We start from the raw sequence: 16,236 nt of genomic DNA, 5'->3' as shown, positions 1-16,236 counted from the left end.
CCTGAATTAATTAAGTGTTTTAATTACTGACTTCGCGGTTACACGCGCCTGCTCATCGAGCTGTAAAATATCTTCAATGCTGGCGAGTCGAGTTTGTTGTACCGAATCTAAACAGCGATGATTAACATCCGCTATATCAGTAAAGCGTATCTGACCTTTTAAAAATGCATCAACAGCAATTTCATTGGCTGCGTTCAACACTGTCGTGGCTTCTTGACCTTGTTCACAGGCTTGCATCGCTAATTGTAAACATGGAAAGCGGCTAAAGTCAGGTTCACAAAAGCTTAATTGTCCGACTTTGAAAAAGTCTAAAGGTTCAACACCAGCGTGAATTCTTTGCGGATAGCTCATACAATGAGCAATTGGAGTGCGCATATCTGGATTTCCCATTTGTGCGATAACCGAACCATCTCGATACTGCACCATAGAATGAATCACGCTTTGCGGATGAATCACCACTTTCAGCTGTTCTTTTTGAGTATTAAACAGCCAGCGAGCTTCAATAAACTCTAAGCCTTTATTCATCATAGTGGCAGAATCTACTGAGATTTTAGGACCCATAGACCAATTAGGATGATTACAGGCTTGAGCCGGTGTCATGGCACTTAAGGTGCTTAGGTCGGTTTGTAAAAACGGACCGCCTGAACCGGTTAATAAGATATGTGAAATGCCATGTTGGCCAAGGTCGCAGTAGCCAAGTTGCCCCTGAACTTGCGCGGGTAAACATTGAAAAATCGCATTGTGCTCGCTATCGACAGGTAGCACGGTAGCACCTGAGGCTTTAGCTGTGTTCATAAACAATTCGCCCGACATCACGAGCGCTTCTTTATTGGCCAACAACACACGTTTACCCGCCTTTACGGCATCAAACGTAGGCACTAGACCTGCTGCGCCAACAATGGCGGCCATGACCGTATCGGTGCGACTATCAGTAACGAGTGCATTAAGCGCCTGTGCGCCTGTGGTTACCTCGGTAACGCAACCGGCTGGGAGCTGCGCTTTAAGCTGCATAGCGGCGTGTTCATTAACCATATGCGCGTATTGAGGCTGATGTTGTAAACACAGTGCCAGCATCTTATCGACACTGGCATTGGCCACTAGAGCGTAAACATTAAATTCAGTCGGGTTGTTCGCAATCACACTGAGCGTACTTGCCCCTATGGAGCCTGTTGCTCCTAATATCACCATATTTTGCATTGGCATTACATCCACATTGCAATATAGATAAAGGTAAACACGGGTAAGGCCGCAGTTAAGCTGTCGATGCGGTCTAAAATACCACCATGGCCAGGTAAGATGGTGCCTGAATCTTTAATATTGGCTGCACGTTTAAACATGCTTTCAGATAAGTCACCAAATGCAGAGGCCAATGCAGTGACTAACGTCACTGCAACCAGTAATCCAAGCTCTTGCTCAGGTGCAACATACATAACGCCAGCAACCACAACCATACTAGTAATCAACCCGCCAGCGAGGCCTTCTAAAGTTTTAGCTGGGCTAACGCTTGGCATCAATTTGTGTTTACCTAACGTGCGGCCCGCAAAATATGCACCAGTATCGGTAGCCCATACCACTAGCATCACTAAAAACACCAGTGCGCCACCGTAATAAGGATCAACATTGCTGCTTAACGATTTGAGTGCGATTAGCGAGGCAAAACATGGCACTAATGTGAGTTGACCAAACATCGATTTGAGCATTGGGCTGGTTTGCCAAAACTTGGCACTTTTAGGAAAGCTAAACACCAGCACTGAACTAACAAGCCACCAAAACACACCAATGGTGATGATTGCCAGGTACATTGGGTGTAATTGGCCTTTAAACCACAACACATCAACTGGTACGGTTAAATTAAGCGCGATAAGCAAAAAACCTAAGGTGGCCGTAAAAGACCATTGAGTCGCATTGCATTGAGGGTCAATAAAACTGCCCCACTCTTTTGCTGCAATTAAAAACACTGGTACTAAAACCCATGCAAAGTAATTTGCTGGTAGTAAAAATATCGCCCCGAGTACAATTGGGATTAACCACAATGCTGTTATTATTCGTTGTTTTAGCAAAAACTAATCCTCTTAAATTTTATATTGCGCGTATTTCTTCGATTTGACTCCCAGTCAAACCAAAACGGCGCTGCCGACTAGCAAAAATGACAAGTGCATCGCGAAATGCTTGTTCATCAAAGTCAGGCCACAGGGTGTCAGTAAACACCAATTCGGCATAGGCGGCCTGCCACAAAACAAAGTTACTAATGCGGTAATCACCGCCTGTACGGATCATTAAATCAACTTCGCTCTGATTTTGCATGCATAAATGTTCATTTAGTGCATCTTCAGTCATCTGACTGCTGCTGATTTCGCCAGTTGCGACTTTTTCGGCTAATTTTTGTGCCGCTTGTAAAATATCCCAGCGGCCACCGTAATTAGCTGCCACGTTCAATATTAAGCCAGTGTTGCCTGCCGTTTTTTCTTGTGCGGCGGCAATTTGCTTTTGCAAACGCGGTGAAAAACGGCTGATATCGCCAATAATATTGAGCTTGACTTGGTTTTTATCAAGTAATTTCAATTCGCGCTGCAATACCGTAAAAAACAGCTCCATCAATAAGTTGACTTCTTTGTCTGGACGCCGCCAATTTTCACTCGAAAAAGCAAACAGTGTTAATGATTTAATCCCTAACTGGCTGGCAGTGCTCACTGCACGACGTACCGCTTTAACACCGGCTTTATGGCCAAACACTCGGGCTTTTCCCTGCAGTTGGGCCCAGCGGCCATTACCATCCATGATAATCGCAACATGCTTAGGTAGAGATTGTTTTACAACATCAGATAATTGTCCCGGCAGCAATTGCGAAGCGACTAACTCCGGATCTGCATTTGGATCTGATTCAAACTCAACTGTAGATGACATCTACGGCAATCCTTTATAAAAACAAACGCCGTGTAGTATACCCTTACACGGCGTGTTAACTCTAGCGTCTATGTCGAGAGATTATACTTCCATCAACTCTTTTTCTTTCGCTGCTAAAATGGTGTCGATATTTTTGATGTAAGAATCAGTGTATTTTTGCACTTCGTCTTCACTGCGGCGCACATCATCTTCAGTACATTCTTTGGCTTTTTCAAGCTTCTTAACTTCGCTGATGGCATCGCGACGTACGTTACGGATAGCAATACGGCCATTTTCAGCTTCGTTTTTAACCACTTTGATAAAGTCTTTACGACGCTCTTCTGTCAATGCGGGTAACGGAATACGTAAGGTTGCACCCGCTGTCATAGGGTTTAAGCCTAAATCAGAGCTCATGATGGCTTTTTCTACTGCTTGAACCATAGTACGGTCAAACACAGTGACAGTTAATGTACGCGAGTCTTCAACACCGACGTTACCAACCTGGTTAAGTGGCGCCATAGAACCGTAATAAGAAACTTGAATAGAGTCTAATAAACTTGGGTGTGCACGGCCAGTACGCACTTTAGCCATTTGGTTTTTAGTCGCATCAACGCATTTACCCATGCGCTCTTGCGCATCTAACATAATAGTATCAATCACAATAATTTCCTTTTTGTCACAAATTCATGTGTGCTTGAGCTTTGGTCTAAGAATGACACAAGCAATAAAACAGCTCAAACAGTTAATTTACACTTTGATAAGAATAAATATTATTTGGTATAACTATTTTTTACTTCTGTGATTAAGCAGGTTTTTTACTACTAATAACAGTACCTTCATCTTCACCCATAATCACGCGGCGAAGTGCGCCAGGCTTGTTCATATTGAACACTAAAATTGGCATATCATGATCACGCGCCATGGTAAATGCTGCAAGGTCCATTACTTTTAATTCTGATTCAAGGACTTCGGCATAGCTTAACGTGTCATATTTAACTGCTTCAGGGTTTTTCATTGGGTCAGCAGAGTATACACCATCTACTTTAGTCCCTTTTAATACCACTTCAGCTTCAATTTCAATTCCGCGTAAACACGCTGCAGAATCGGTCGTGCAAAAAGGATTACCAGTACCTGCAGCAAAAATCACTACACGGCCCGATTTTAATAAGCTAATCGCTTCAGCCCAGTTGTAGTCATCACACACACCTTTTAACGGAATGGCTGACATTAGGCGAGCATTAACATATGCACGGTGCAAGGCATCACGCATGGCTAAGCCATTCATTACCGTTGCCAACATACCCATGTGATCGCCCACCACGCGGTTCATGCCAGCTTTTGCTAAGCCTTCACCACGAAACAGATTACCACCACCAATGACCACACCAACTTGAATGCCGAGTTCAACAAGCTCTTTTACTTCTTGCGCCATACGATCAAGTACTTTTGGGTCAATGCCGAAGCCTTCTTCGCCCATTAATGCTTCACCGCTTAATTTAAGCAGAATACGTCTAAACGCTGGTTTTGGATTGGTGCTCATAATTTTCGTCCTGATTATAACAAGACCGCAGCGGTTGCTGCGGTCTTAGGGTACTTAGAGAAAAAGCGATTACGCTTTTTTAGTTGCAGCGATTTGAGCAGCTACTTCAGCAGCAAAATCTTCTGCTTTCTTCTCGATACCTTCACCAACTTCTAAACGAATGAAGTTAGTTACTGTTGCTTTTTTCTCTTTAAGAATTTCGCCAACAGTTTTCTTAGGTTCCATGATGTAAGCTTGACCAGTAAGAGAGATCTCACCAGTGAACTTCTTCATACGACCAGAAACCATCTTTTCAGCGATTTCTTGTGGCTTACCTTCGTTCATTGCGATTTCTACTTGTAGAGCTCGTTCTCTTTCAACAAGATCTGCAGGTACATCTTCAGGATTAACGAATTCAGGCTTAGAAGCAGCAACGTGCATAGCGATATGCTTTAACGTTTCTTCATCAGCTTCACCAGTAACAACAACACCGATACGGTCGCCGTGGCGGTATGAAGATAGGTTAGCACCATCGATGTACTCAACGCGACGAACGTTGATGTTTTCACCAATTTTAGCCACTAAAGCAACACGCGTTTCTTCAAACTGTGCTTTAAGATCTTCAATAGTCACTTTAGATGCTGCAGCAACGTCTAACACTGCGTTAGCAAAACCAAGGAAGTTTGAATCTTTAGCAACGAAGTCAGTTTGGCAGTTAACTTCTAAAAGTGCAGCGAAACCGTCGCCGTTCTTGATTAGAATAGTACCGTCAGCAGCGATGTTACCCGCTTTTTTAGCCGCTTTTGCAGCGCCGCTCTTACGCATGTTATCAATTGCTAATTCGATGTCACCGTTAGTTTCAGTCAGTGCATTCTTACAGTCCATCATGCCAGCGCCAGTGCGGTCACGAAGTTCTTTAACTTGGGCAGCAGTAATTGCCATTGTTAAATCCTCTAATTTAATTCGTCTAATTATGCATTTATAAAACAGGGGCCAAAAGGCCCCTGTTCACCAATTATGTTATTGGCAAATAAGGGAGATGGTAACCATCACGCCTTATTAAACAGCTTCTACGAAACCGTCTTGCTCAGCTTGAACAGCTAAATCTTGACCACGGCCAGAGTTGGCAGCAGCAGCAACAGATGAAGTGTACAAACGAATAGCACGCATCGCGTCGTCGTTACCAGGAACGATGTAGTTAACACCGTCTGGCGCAGAGTTAGTATCAACAACTGCAACAACTGGGATACCTAGGTTGTTTGCTTCTTTAATAGCGATATGCTCATGGTCAGCACCGATAACGAATAATACGTCAGGTAAGCCGCCCATGTTTTTAATTCCGCCTAAAGACTTTTCTAACTTGTCTAATTCGCGTGAACGCATTAGCGCTTCTTTCTTAGTAAGCTTGTCGAAAGTACCGTCTACAGACTGGCTTTCTAGCTCTTTAAGACGCTTGATTGACTGACGAACAGTTTTCCAGTTTGTTAACATACCGCCTAACCAGCGGTGATCAACATAGTACTGGTCACAAGAAATTGCAGATTCTTTGATAGCTTCGCCAGCAGCGCGCTTAGTACCTACGAATAATACTTTACCTTTCTTAGAAGCAACGTTGCTAATGAAAGCTAAAGCTTCGTTGAACATTGGTACAGTGTGCTCAAGGTTGATGATGTGTACACCGTTACGAGCGCCGAAGATGAAAGGCTTCATCTTTGGGTTCCAGTAACGTGTTTGGTGACCGAAGTGAACACCAGCTTGTAGCATGTCGCGCATTGAAACAGTAGTCATTGTATATACCTTAATGTAAGGGGTTAGACCTCCACGCATCCCATGTTTTCGACCTTCTTATTACCGTTGTAATAAAAAAGCACCCCGAAAAATGTGTCGATACGTGTGTGATTTAGTATTTAAGTTAATTGCCATGTATAATGGCCGCCATATTTTACGGTTTGCCGAACTCTTTGTGATGTTTTGTTTAAAATGCCTATAAATAAGCGTTTAATGACAGACAACGACATCGAGCTAACTCGAACCGTACAACAACGATCTTATACACAACGGCGCGCTTTATACCATAATCGGCAACGAATTACAAATTTTTGCCGTAAAATCCTTGGGTAAAACAAGCCAATTTTGACCGCCAAATGATAGAGAGTTTTCATGAGTATTGTGATTAAAAATGCAGACGAAATAGCAAAAATGCGTGCAGCAGGAAAACTGGCTGCGCAAGTATTAGAAATGGTTGCACCTTTTGTAAAAGCTGGCGCGACCACGGACGAGCTTAACGAAATTTGTGCAAAGTATACCGAAGAGCAAGGCGCAATTTCAGCACCACTCAATTACCATGGTTTTCCAAAATCAATTTGCACCTCTGTTAATGAAGTCGTTTGCCATGGCATTCCATCTGGATACGCTTTAAAAGAAGGTGATATGCTCAACATTGATATTACTGTCATTAAAGATGGTTATCATGGTGATACGTCTAAAATGTTTTTAATCGGTGAAGTGTCAGCAAAAGACAAACGCTTAAGCCGAATTGCCCAGGAAAGCTTATATTTGGCGATTCGTAAGGTTCGTCCTGGTTTAAAATTAGGCGAAATTGGTACGACCATCGAAAAATTCATCAAGGCAAGCAAAACAGGGCTTGATAAGTACTCCATCGTGCAAGATTATTGTGGTCATGGTATTGGTTCTGGTTTTCATGAAGAACCTCAGGTTGTACATTACAAAAACAATGACAAAACCGTGCTTAAACCTGGCATGTGTTTTACTATTGAGCCAATGATTAACGCGGGTCGCCATACTACAATTTTAGACAAAAGCGATAATTGGACAGTGACCACATCTGATGGTAAAAACTCAGCTCAGTGGGAGCATACATTACTGGTTACCGAAACCGGTGTAGAAGTATTAACGTTACGCGAAGAAGAAGACTTCCCTCGTATCATTAATCACTAACAGAAAGAGTAAGGATATCAATGAAAACTGCGCTGGCCGCCAAAAATGCATTAATAGACTTAAACCAGCGCTTAGTTGAGCAATACACAGCAAAACACCCTATTGCTGATATTGTTAAGCATCGCAGTCAATTTGTTGATTCTTTATTAACCCAAGCATGGCAAGAATTCGCTTTAAATACTGGCGAACTTGCCTTGGTTGCGGTTGGCGGTTACGGCCGCGGTGAATTACATCCTCATTCTGATATCGATTTATTGTTTTTAGTTAACGATGAACCATTATCTGCCGAGTTAGAAAGCCAATTAAGTTTGTTTATTACTTACCTGTGGGACACCGGGCTTGAAATTGGCCACAGCGTTCGCACGCTTAGCCAAACCATTGAGCAAGGCAAAGCAGACATCACCATTGCCACTAACTTAATTGAAGCAAGGCTATTAACTGGCAGTGAAAACTTGTTCGATTTACTCTACGACAACATTCGTCAACAAGACTTTTGGCCATCTTATGAGTTTTACAATGCCAAAAGAGAAGAACAAATTGCCCGCCACAGTAAAGCCAGCGCCTTCGATTTAGAGCCCAATATTAAAACCTGCCCAGGTGGACTGCGCGACATTCAAACCGTGGCATGGGTTGCAATGCGTCATTTTGATGCCGCAACCTTAGAAGAATTAGTCGAGTATGATTTTCTTGCCCCTGCGGAGTTAGAAGAACTGCTTGAGTGTCAAAACTTTTTGTGGGAAATTCGCTTTGCCCTGCACATCACGGCAAATCGCAATGAAAACAGACTGCTGTTTGATTTACAGCGCCAGGTAGCCAGTTTACTTGGCTATGAAGACGCCACACAACTTGCTGTGGAGCAAATGATGAAACGCTACTATCGCACGGTACGCCGAGTGATGGAACTGAATCAAATGTTGCTGCAATTATTTAAACGCGCCACTCTTGGGCACACTCAAGCCTTAGAGATTCAGCCGATTAATCATCAGTTTCAGCGCCGTGGTCGCTATATTGAAGTATTAGACGATGAGTTATTTACTCGCGCCAATGAAGAGATTTTACGTTTATTTTTAATGATAGCGAAAAACTCTAACATTCAAGATATTTACGCCCCAACCTTACGTTTATTGCGTAATGCGCGTCGTGGATTAACCGCACCTTTGCAAGATAACCCTGCTTGTCGCAAAGTGCTGATGGAAATTTTAAAGCACCCTAGAGGCATTCAAGCGTTATCGTTTATGCACAAACACGGTATTTTATCTTCGTATTTACCCGCCTGGCGTAAAATTGAAGGTCAAATGCAGTTTGACCTATTCCATGCGTACACCGTCGATGAGCATACTCATAGATTATTACTCAATATTGAACGTTTTTCACAAGCCGAACAAAAAGATGAGTTCCCTCTTGGGGCGATTTTAATTAACCAATTACCTAAAAAAGGCTTATTGGTACTAGGTGCAATTTTCCATGATATTGCCAAAGGTCGTGGTGGTGACCACAGCAAACTCGGCTCAAAAGATGCCATCGACTTTTGTAAATTGCATGGCATGAACGATCATGACGGACGCCTAGTTGCATGGTTAGTTGAAAATCATCTAGTGATGTCTGTTACCGCTCAGCGCCGTGATATTTCAGATCCTGACGTAGTGGCTGAATTTGCCGATAAAGTCTACGACACAGTTCATTTAAGCTATTTGTATTGCCTTACCGTTGCTGATATCTGTGCCACCAATGAAAAAACCTGGAACAACTGGAAAGCCTCATTACTGCGCGATTTATATTTTTCGACACAGCGCGTATTAGCCCGTGGCAAAGAAAAACCTGTCGACGTAAAAGCGCGGGTAAGCGAAATTCAAGCTAAGGCTAAAAAAGAACTGATCCGCCGTGGCTTAAAAGAAAAAGACATGGACTTATTGTGGTCGCGTTTTAAAACCGATTATTTTTTACGTCATCAACCCAATCAAGTGGCTTGGCACGCTGAAGCGATTTTAAAGCATAACCGCGACGAACCATTAGTATTAATGTCTAAGCACACAACCCGAGGCGGCACTGAGCTATTTATCTACAGTAAAGATAAACCTAAGCTGTTTGCCACGGTAATGACTGTATTAGACAATAAAAACATCAATGTTCATGACGCCAACATCATGACCTCAAAAGATGACTACGTACTCGATACCTTTGTCATTTTAGAACAAGATGGCGAACCGATTATTCAGCTGTCGCGCATTCAAAGTATCCGTAAAGCGCTCGAAAAAGCCTTAGCTAGTGAGAACCCTAAACTGCCAAAGTTCAGAAAACTGGCGCGGATCATGAAACCTTTTAATGTTGCGACTCATGTGAGTTTCTTACCGAGTGCCCGTCATGGTACAAGTATGATGGAATTAATCACCTTGGATACGCCTGGCTTACTCGCCAAAGTTGGTGACACATTTTATCGTTGTGGCGTGACATTATTAGCGGCAAAAATCACCACTATTGGTGAGCGCGCAGAGGATTTCTTTATATTGCAAACCCAAAGCGGCGCGGCTTTAGACGAGCCACAGCAGCAACAATTATCAGAAGCCTTAAAATTGGCGCTGAAATCATCTAACTAATTTTTTAAACTCAATGTTTATGCTAATTTTGAGCTAATCATTACCTACTGGGAGAAAACAATGGAGGCTTTACGCCAACGCATTGAAGCAGCATTCGAAACACGCCAAGACATTTCACCAACAAGTGTCGATGCAAGTGTACGTGCTGATGTTGAAACTGTAATCAACATGCTAGACAAAGGCGAAGCACGCGTTGCTGAAAAAATTGACGGTGAATGGCATGTTCATCAATGGCTTAAAAAAGCAGTGTTACTGTCATTCCGTATTTTCGACAACGGTGTGATTGACGGTGGCGACACTAAATATTTCGACAAAGTTCCGCAAAAATTTGCTGACTATGACGAAGCACGCTTTAAAGCTGAAGGCATCCGAGTTGTGCCACCAGCGACCGTACGTAAAGGCTCATTTATCGGGAAAAACACCGTATTAATGCCATCATATGTAAACTTAGGCGCTTACGTTGACGAAGGCACCATGGTTGATACATGGGCAACGGTTGGCTCATGTGCACAGATTGGTAAAAACGTTCACTTATCAGGCGGTGTGGGTATTGGTGGCGTATTAGAGCCATTACAAGCCGGCCCTACTATCATTGAAGACAACTGCTTCATTGGCGCGCGCAGCGAAATCGTTGAAGGCGTTGTTGTTGAAGAAGGCAGCGTGATTTCAATGGGCGTTTACATTGGCCAAAGCACACGTATTTTTGACCGTGAAACCGGTGAAATACATTACGGCCGTGTACCAGCAGGCTCTGTTGTTGTGTCTGGTAACTTGCCATCTGCTTGCGGTAAATACAGCTTATATGCTGCGATTATCGTTAAGAAAGTAGACGCTAAAACTCGCGGTAAAGTGGGTATTAATGAACTGCTGCGCATTGTTGATTAATCATCGTATTCGATGCATTCATTAACTAAAAAAAGGCGCTGATAAGCGCCTTTTTTAGTTAACCTGATGTGATGGTTAGTTAGGTTATTTTTTTAAAATGGCATTGGCCAATAATTGCCAGGTTAACATCCCCAATACTTGCTCTTTGTCATTTTGAACCAGTAAATAATTGGCGTTGGTTTTCTCTAGGGTGATTTTAGCATCATTTAAAATAGTATGGTCGCCAATCAAATTCATTTTATGAGTCATAATTTGGTGGGCACGCTTATTTAATAAACTTCTATCGGCCGCTCGCTCTGCTGCAGTATCAATAAAAGGACTGTGCCAAAATGCCAACGTTTGGGTATCAATAATCCCTATTGGTTTACGTTCTTGCTCAGACAATACCACGGCAACGTCCAATTTAGCCTTTTTCATCATGGCTTCAGCGTGCTCTAAGGTATGGTACTCCTCTAAAAACACCACAGGGATTAAGGGTAAACTCGATACATATTCTTCTTCTTTAAAATCTTCTACGGCCAAAATTTCTAAACAGGTATCAACCACATCGGCATCAAAGCGTGTACCACGTCCTTTCATTAACTCCTGAGTGAGTACATCCATACCCAGTGATGGACGATAAGGGCGATGGCTTAAAATAGAGTCGGCAATATCTGCAACCGCAATAATCTTAGCTTCAAAAATAATGTCCTTACTTTTAAGCCCTTTAGGGTAACCTGAACCGTCTAAACGCTCATGATGTTGTAAAATCATTTCTTTAATTGGCCAAGGAAACTCAACCTCATCAACAATCATTGCACCTTGCTCTGGATGCTGTTTCACTAATTCAAATTCAGCATCGGTTAACCGTGAAGGTTTAGCCAAAATTTGGCTCGGCAATGCCAGTTTACCGATATCGTGGATTAACGCGCCTAATTTAAGCCCTTCTAAGCGTTCAGGTGACAAGCCCATTTTCTCGCCCATTAAATAGCTTAATTGCGCCACCGACTTTTGATGGCCTGCGGTGTAAGCATCTTTGAGCTCTAGTGCTTCAGATATAGCTCCAATCAATTGCACCAAAATCAAGGTCATTTTTTCTTTTTGTGCCTTGATAATGCCAGACTGATGCGACACTGCTTTCATGGTTCTTGGCAGCTCAACACTGTGCCATAAAATAGTGGCAAAAATAGTTAATGATTTGGCATCAACATCGGTATATGGCTTGTCTCGATTACCCACACCAATAATACCTACCAGCTTTTTTCGATAATGCACGGGAATACAAAGATGATTTTCAAAGGCAAAGTAACCGTCTTTTTGGCTTTTGCCTTCAATGACAGTGCTTAAGTCATTTTGAATAACCGCTTTACGGGTGTTAATTGTTTCAGCCCAAATCCCAGTATCTGCTCTGTAGGTTTGTTTTTTAGGTATCGAGAAGTAATCACCAACGTCTTCATCCCAAGCGGTTTGGACAATTTGGTTGGCTTTTTCGTTAAAAATATGAACATAACCGACTTTAGAGTGGGTTAATGCTAAGGCTTGTTTAATTGCCGTGACAAACACTAAATCGCCGCTGGCATTAATAACCTCTTCAATCTGCTCGAGCCATTTATCACTTGACTGGATTGCTTGGTGATAATCAGGATGAAGTTCATTTAGCCAAGCTTTATCGAGTTCTATTTCGATAATGCTAAGGCACCAATGTTCGACACTTTCTGTTAATGGAGTAAATCTAGCTTGCAGTGCATGGCCTTTGTCATCAACAAAGTTAATCACATGAGTACTGTCGCGTAGGGAAAAATCAATGTCGTCGAGTTTTAATGTAGGAAATGCATTTGACAGTGGTTGCTTTAAAATCGCCGAAATCGGCTTTTTAACCAAAGTATACAAGGGTTCACTTAGCTTAATTAACTCAAGCCGATTGTTTACAATGCCCCAACTCAGTTTTGCACTTTTGGGTACTTCAGATGGTTTTAAGAAAAAATCAGCTTTTTGTAGCATCAACAACCCTATAAAAATTAAAATTTATCCACTATCAAATGACATAAAACACAAATAACCTAGTGCTGACAATCCGTTGATTTTTGCTTGGACACCAATCTGATTTAGTATCTAATCCGTTTAAAGCGTCTCAAGTTAACTATTAATGCTACATACAACATAACGCTAAATTTGAATCCACTAGCCACTGGCGGGTTTAATGGCGTTGTTCTGTACTTGAGCCTTTGCCCAAGCACGTTATTGTAGAATTGTGGGCAAGCTAGTGTGAATAGCTACCCAAACATCGTGAAACAATTTCTTACAACTGTGATTATAGTGATTAACAATAACACAATAATTTATATCGGCCACAATACGGCATAACTTAAATTCAATTTGCCATAAAACTGAGTTTACCCACTAGAACTTACCCACTAATGGTATAACGATTAAAACACCACTGTTTTGTTGCCGTAGACAACAACTTGTTCATTTAATACCAATTGTAATGCTTTACTCAATACACTCTTTTCAACATCACGGCCGTTATGCGCAAGCTCTTCAGCACTGTAACTGTGGTCTACAGAAATAACATCTTGCTTAATAATCGGACCTTCGTCGAGGTGATTATTAACAAAATGAGCTGTGGCTCCAATAATTTTAACGCCACGCTCCCACGCTTGCTTATACGGTGATGCGCCGATAAAAGCCGGTAGGAATGAATGATGAATATTGATGATTTTATCTGCAAAGGCTGAAACAAATTCAGGTGTGAGTACTCGCATGTATTTCGCCAATACCACAAAGTCAGGATCATATGGCTTAATCACTTTAAGCATCGCTTGTTCATGCTCTTGACGATTTAACCCTTCATGACTGACATAATGAAACGGAATATCAAATTTTTCTGTTAATGGTTGCAATACATCGTAATTACCGACGACTGCGGCAATCTCAACATCTAAACCACCATAATAAGATTTCATTAAAATATCGCCCAAACAATGGGCTTCTTTGGTCACCATAATGACAATGCGCTTGGTGCACATATCGACAAGTCTCATGTGGTTTTGTGCAGGAAGTACCTCTCGCAACTCGTTCAACAGGCGTTCATCATCAAACTGCCCTTCAAGTTCTGCTCGCATAAAAAAGCGGCCTTGAGCATGATCCACAAACTCAGTGTTTTTAATAATATTAAGATGATTAGCAAAACACACACTGGTAATTTTAGCGATTAATCCTTTCGCATCAGCACAATCAGTAATTAACACTTTGCGCTGTAATTCTGTTGGACTGGTTTTATTTAATTGATGACTCACGCTAACAACTCCCGTATTGCGATTAAGATTAACCTTGTCAGTTTGCCACTGAATATGCAGCTTTGGGGAGATTTTTTAATGATAAATTCTCATAAAGACTCAAAAAAGCCCATTTAGCCACCATTTGCTACGCAATCATGAAAGAACAATTAAAGAGTCGTTAAATAACATCGCATTATTTTCGAGAGTCGAGATACTTTTGCAGCAATTTACGTAACGATTCTGCCTTCGTGCCATAAACCACTTGTACCCCTTTACCCATCACAACAACCCCTTTGGCACCTAAACGCATTAATCGTGCTTTATCGATTAAATTGGCTTGATTTACACTAATGCGCAAACGCGTTAAACAGGCATTGATTTCAACGATATTGTCACGTCCACCGAGTGCTGAAATCATTGCACGTAAGCTTTCTTTAGGTTCTGATTCCTGGTCGGTTTGCTCTAATCTTCCGGGCGTTTTTAAGTTAAAGGCTAAAATACTGGCGCGAAATAACGCGTAGTAAATAATGGCGGTAACCGGCCCAAGTAGCCAAATCCAGTACGTATTAGCTGAGCGGGAAAACAGCAAACTAAAGTCCACTAAACCGTGAGAAAATACGATGCTGTGGTGCACTTCTAATAAAATACACACACTGTAAGCCACACCGGTTAATAAGGCATGAACAAAAAACAGTAACGGTGCGATAAACATAAAAGCAAATTCAATCGGCTCGGTTACCCCTGTTAACCAACTTGCTGTAGCCGCTGAAAGCATAATACCTGCCACGCGGTTACGTTCTGATTTATCAGCACAGCGCCAAATAGCCAATGCGGCGGCGGGTAAGCCCCACATTTTAATTAAATAACCCCCGGCTAAATTTCCTGCTAGCGGATCGCCTGCCAGATAACGGGCCACCTCACCTCTCACGACAGTGCCTTGGTTAATGTATTGGCCAACTTCAAGGTAAAATGGGGCATTCCAAATATGGTGAAGCCCTAACGGAATTAATAAGCGTTCAACAGTGCCATAAACACCAAAAGCAATTGCAGGGTCTTGATATACCGACCAGTCTGATAAATGCTCAATCACGAATGATAAAGGCGGCCAGACATGACTGAGCACATAGGCTAATATCATCGACAATGGAATAACGATAATAGGCGCGCTTCGTCTGCCTTCAAAAAACGAAAAAATTGCCGGCAATTTAACATGGTAGCTAATCTTCACCGCGAGGCAGGTAATGGCACCTACCAACATGCCACCAGCAATACCAGTATCGATGGTTTGCATTCCCCACAGTGGCCTTGACACTAATCCGTAAATGTCGGTCAGCGCCCCCATGGTTGATAAAAATACGCCAAAACCAAACACCGCAGAAAATGCAGCAATCCCTTGATCACGACAAAACCCAATGGCCACCGCCACACTAAATAGCAAAGGCATCATGGTAAAAACCAAATTGCCTACGGCTGATAGTACGATGTTAAGTTCACTTGGAATAAAAGGTAATGGATTCACCGTGAGGCCGAGCATGACCCCTGCGGCAGGCAATATCGCAATAGGGATCAGCAGCGCTTGACTTAAGCGCTGGGCAAATTTAAACCATTGTTGCGTAAAAAAGTTTACGCTTCGTTGGCCGATGTGACGGCGTTTTGCCAACAGGTTATCCATGTTTCGGCTTCAATTTCGGGTTCCATTGTTTCACACGCATCGATTTCAAGTGTCTCAGTAAGCGGCTTGGCTCCTAGCTCTGCTAACAGCTCATCAAACTGTTTGATTGCACCACAAAAGGTGTCGTAGCTAGAGTCGCCTAAACCAATTAAGCTGTATTGTAATGCAGGTAGATAAGGTGCATTCGATTTGAGTTCGTTAAACCAAGGGGCAATATCTTCAGGGATATCACCTTGCCCTGTGGTCGAACATACCACAATTAACAATTCATCTTGTGGCGGAACAAATCCCAACAGTTCATTGGGTTGCAAAAGTTTAGTGACAAATCCTAATTTTGCAATGGCCTTACTAACAGTTTCAGCGGTATATTGGGCACTACCATAAACAGTGCCGAAAACAATATTGACCTTTTTCATGGTATACTATCCCCTTAAATGAAAATCGATATAAAATGCTTTGAGACAG

Annotated in this window: 14 protein-coding genes; 3 read left to right on the top strand and 11 right to left on the bottom strand. The window is 42.3% G+C overall.

Annotated features, from left to right (window positions below):
• Positions 1–6 precede the first annotated feature (6 nt).
• From ispC to rpsB, 7 genes are all read right to left on the bottom strand, one after another.
• Positions 7–1,197 (bottom strand): 1-deoxy-D-xylulose-5-phosphate reductoisomerase, encoded by a 1,191-nt coding sequence (gene ispC, locus IEY48_RS16065; protein WP_188922152.1) that lies wholly within the window; start codon positions 1,195–1,197, stop codon positions 7–9.
• A gap of 5 nt (positions 1,198–1,202) precedes the next feature.
• Positions 1,203–2,060, bottom strand: coding sequence for a phosphatidate cytidylyltransferase (locus IEY48_RS16060; RefSeq protein WP_188922131.1), 858 nt, complete (start codon positions 2,058–2,060; stop codon positions 1,203–1,205).
• Between the two features lie 19 nt (positions 2,061–2,079).
• On the bottom strand, positions 2,080–2,904 hold the full coding sequence (gene uppS / locus IEY48_RS16055; protein WP_188922129.1) for a polyprenyl diphosphate synthase: 825 nt from the start codon (positions 2,902–2,904) through the stop codon (positions 2,080–2,082).
• Positions 2,905–2,985: 81 nt separating this feature from the next.
• The gene (gene frr, locus IEY48_RS16050) at positions 2,986–3,528 is read right to left on the bottom strand and encodes a ribosome recycling factor (protein ID WP_283106270.1); all 543 of its coding nucleotides are present in this window, start codon (positions 3,526–3,528) and stop codon (positions 2,986–2,988) included.
• A gap of 157 nt (positions 3,529–3,685) precedes the next feature.
• Complete coding sequence (gene pyrH / locus IEY48_RS16045; protein WP_188922125.1) at positions 3,686–4,423, bottom strand: UMP kinase; 738 nt, start codon at positions 4,421–4,423, stop codon at positions 3,686–3,688.
• 69 nt (positions 4,424–4,492) lie between these two features.
• Positions 4,493–5,344: a translation elongation factor Ts gene (tsf, locus tag IEY48_RS16040; protein WP_188922123.1), complete on the bottom strand. Its 852-nt coding sequence runs from the start codon at positions 5,342–5,344 to the stop codon at positions 4,493–4,495.
• A gap of 117 nt (positions 5,345–5,461) precedes the next feature.
• Positions 5,462–6,190 (bottom strand): 30S ribosomal protein S2, encoded by a 729-nt coding sequence (gene rpsB, locus IEY48_RS16035; RefSeq protein WP_188922121.1) that lies wholly within the window; start codon positions 6,188–6,190, stop codon positions 5,462–5,464.
• A gap of 372 nt (positions 6,191–6,562) precedes the next feature.
• On the opposite strand from rpsB, the gene map reads away from it, so the two are divergent.
• Genes map through dapD form a run of 3 tightly spaced genes read left to right on the top strand, consistent with a single transcriptional unit; the run spans position 6,563 to position 10,839 of the window.
• Positions 6,563–7,360 (top strand): type I methionyl aminopeptidase, encoded by a 798-nt coding sequence (map, locus tag IEY48_RS16030; protein WP_188922120.1) that lies wholly within the window; start codon positions 6,563–6,565, stop codon positions 7,358–7,360.
• A 20-nt stretch (positions 7,361–7,380) separates the two neighbouring features.
• Positions 7,381–9,954 (top strand): bifunctional uridylyltransferase/uridylyl-removing protein GlnD, encoded by a 2,574-nt coding sequence (gene glnD, locus IEY48_RS16025; RefSeq protein ID WP_188922118.1) that lies wholly within the window; start codon positions 7,381–7,383, stop codon positions 9,952–9,954.
• Positions 9,955–10,014: 60 nt separating this feature from the next.
• Positions 10,015–10,839 (top strand): 2,3,4,5-tetrahydropyridine-2,6-dicarboxylate N-succinyltransferase, encoded by an 825-nt coding sequence (gene dapD / locus IEY48_RS16020; protein ID WP_188922116.1) that lies wholly within the window; start codon positions 10,015–10,017, stop codon positions 10,837–10,839.
• A gap of 84 nt (positions 10,840–10,923) precedes the next feature.
• On the opposite strand, the gene IEY48_RS16015 is transcribed toward dapD, so the two are convergent.
• The 4 genes from IEY48_RS16015 to IEY48_RS16000 form a co-directional block, all read right to left on the bottom strand.
• Entirely contained in the window at positions 10,924–12,819 is a 1,896-nt protein-coding gene (locus IEY48_RS16015) for an HD domain-containing phosphohydrolase (RefSeq protein ID WP_188922114.1), read from the bottom strand.
• 428 nt (positions 12,820–13,247) lie between these two features.
• Positions 13,248–14,117, bottom strand: a complete 870-nt coding sequence (gene purU, locus IEY48_RS16010; protein ID WP_188922112.1) for a formyltetrahydrofolate deformylase — start codon at positions 14,115–14,117, stop codon at positions 13,248–13,250.
• Between the two features lie 175 nt (positions 14,118–14,292).
• Positions 14,293–15,771: a PTS transporter subunit EIIC gene (locus IEY48_RS16005; protein ID WP_188922110.1), complete on the bottom strand. Its 1,479-nt coding sequence runs from the start codon at positions 15,769–15,771 to the stop codon at positions 14,293–14,295.
• Positions 15,723–16,187 carry a flavodoxin gene (locus tag IEY48_RS16000; protein WP_188922108.1) on the bottom strand — a complete coding sequence of 155 codons (465 nt, stop codon included), beginning with the start codon at positions 16,185–16,187 and terminating at the stop codon, positions 15,723–15,725. Before IEY48_RS16000 ends, IEY48_RS16005 begins: the two co-directional genes overlap by 49 nt.
• Positions 16,188–16,236: the final 49 nt, after the last annotated feature.

The sequence above is a fragment of the Shewanella saliphila genome (assembly GCF_014648295.1).
Taxonomy (GTDB): Bacteria; Pseudomonadota; Gammaproteobacteria; order Enterobacterales; family Shewanellaceae; genus Shewanella; species Shewanella saliphila.
The sequence above is the reverse complement of the archived record's forward strand: the minus strand, read 5'-3'. Positions and strand labels throughout refer to the sequence as shown.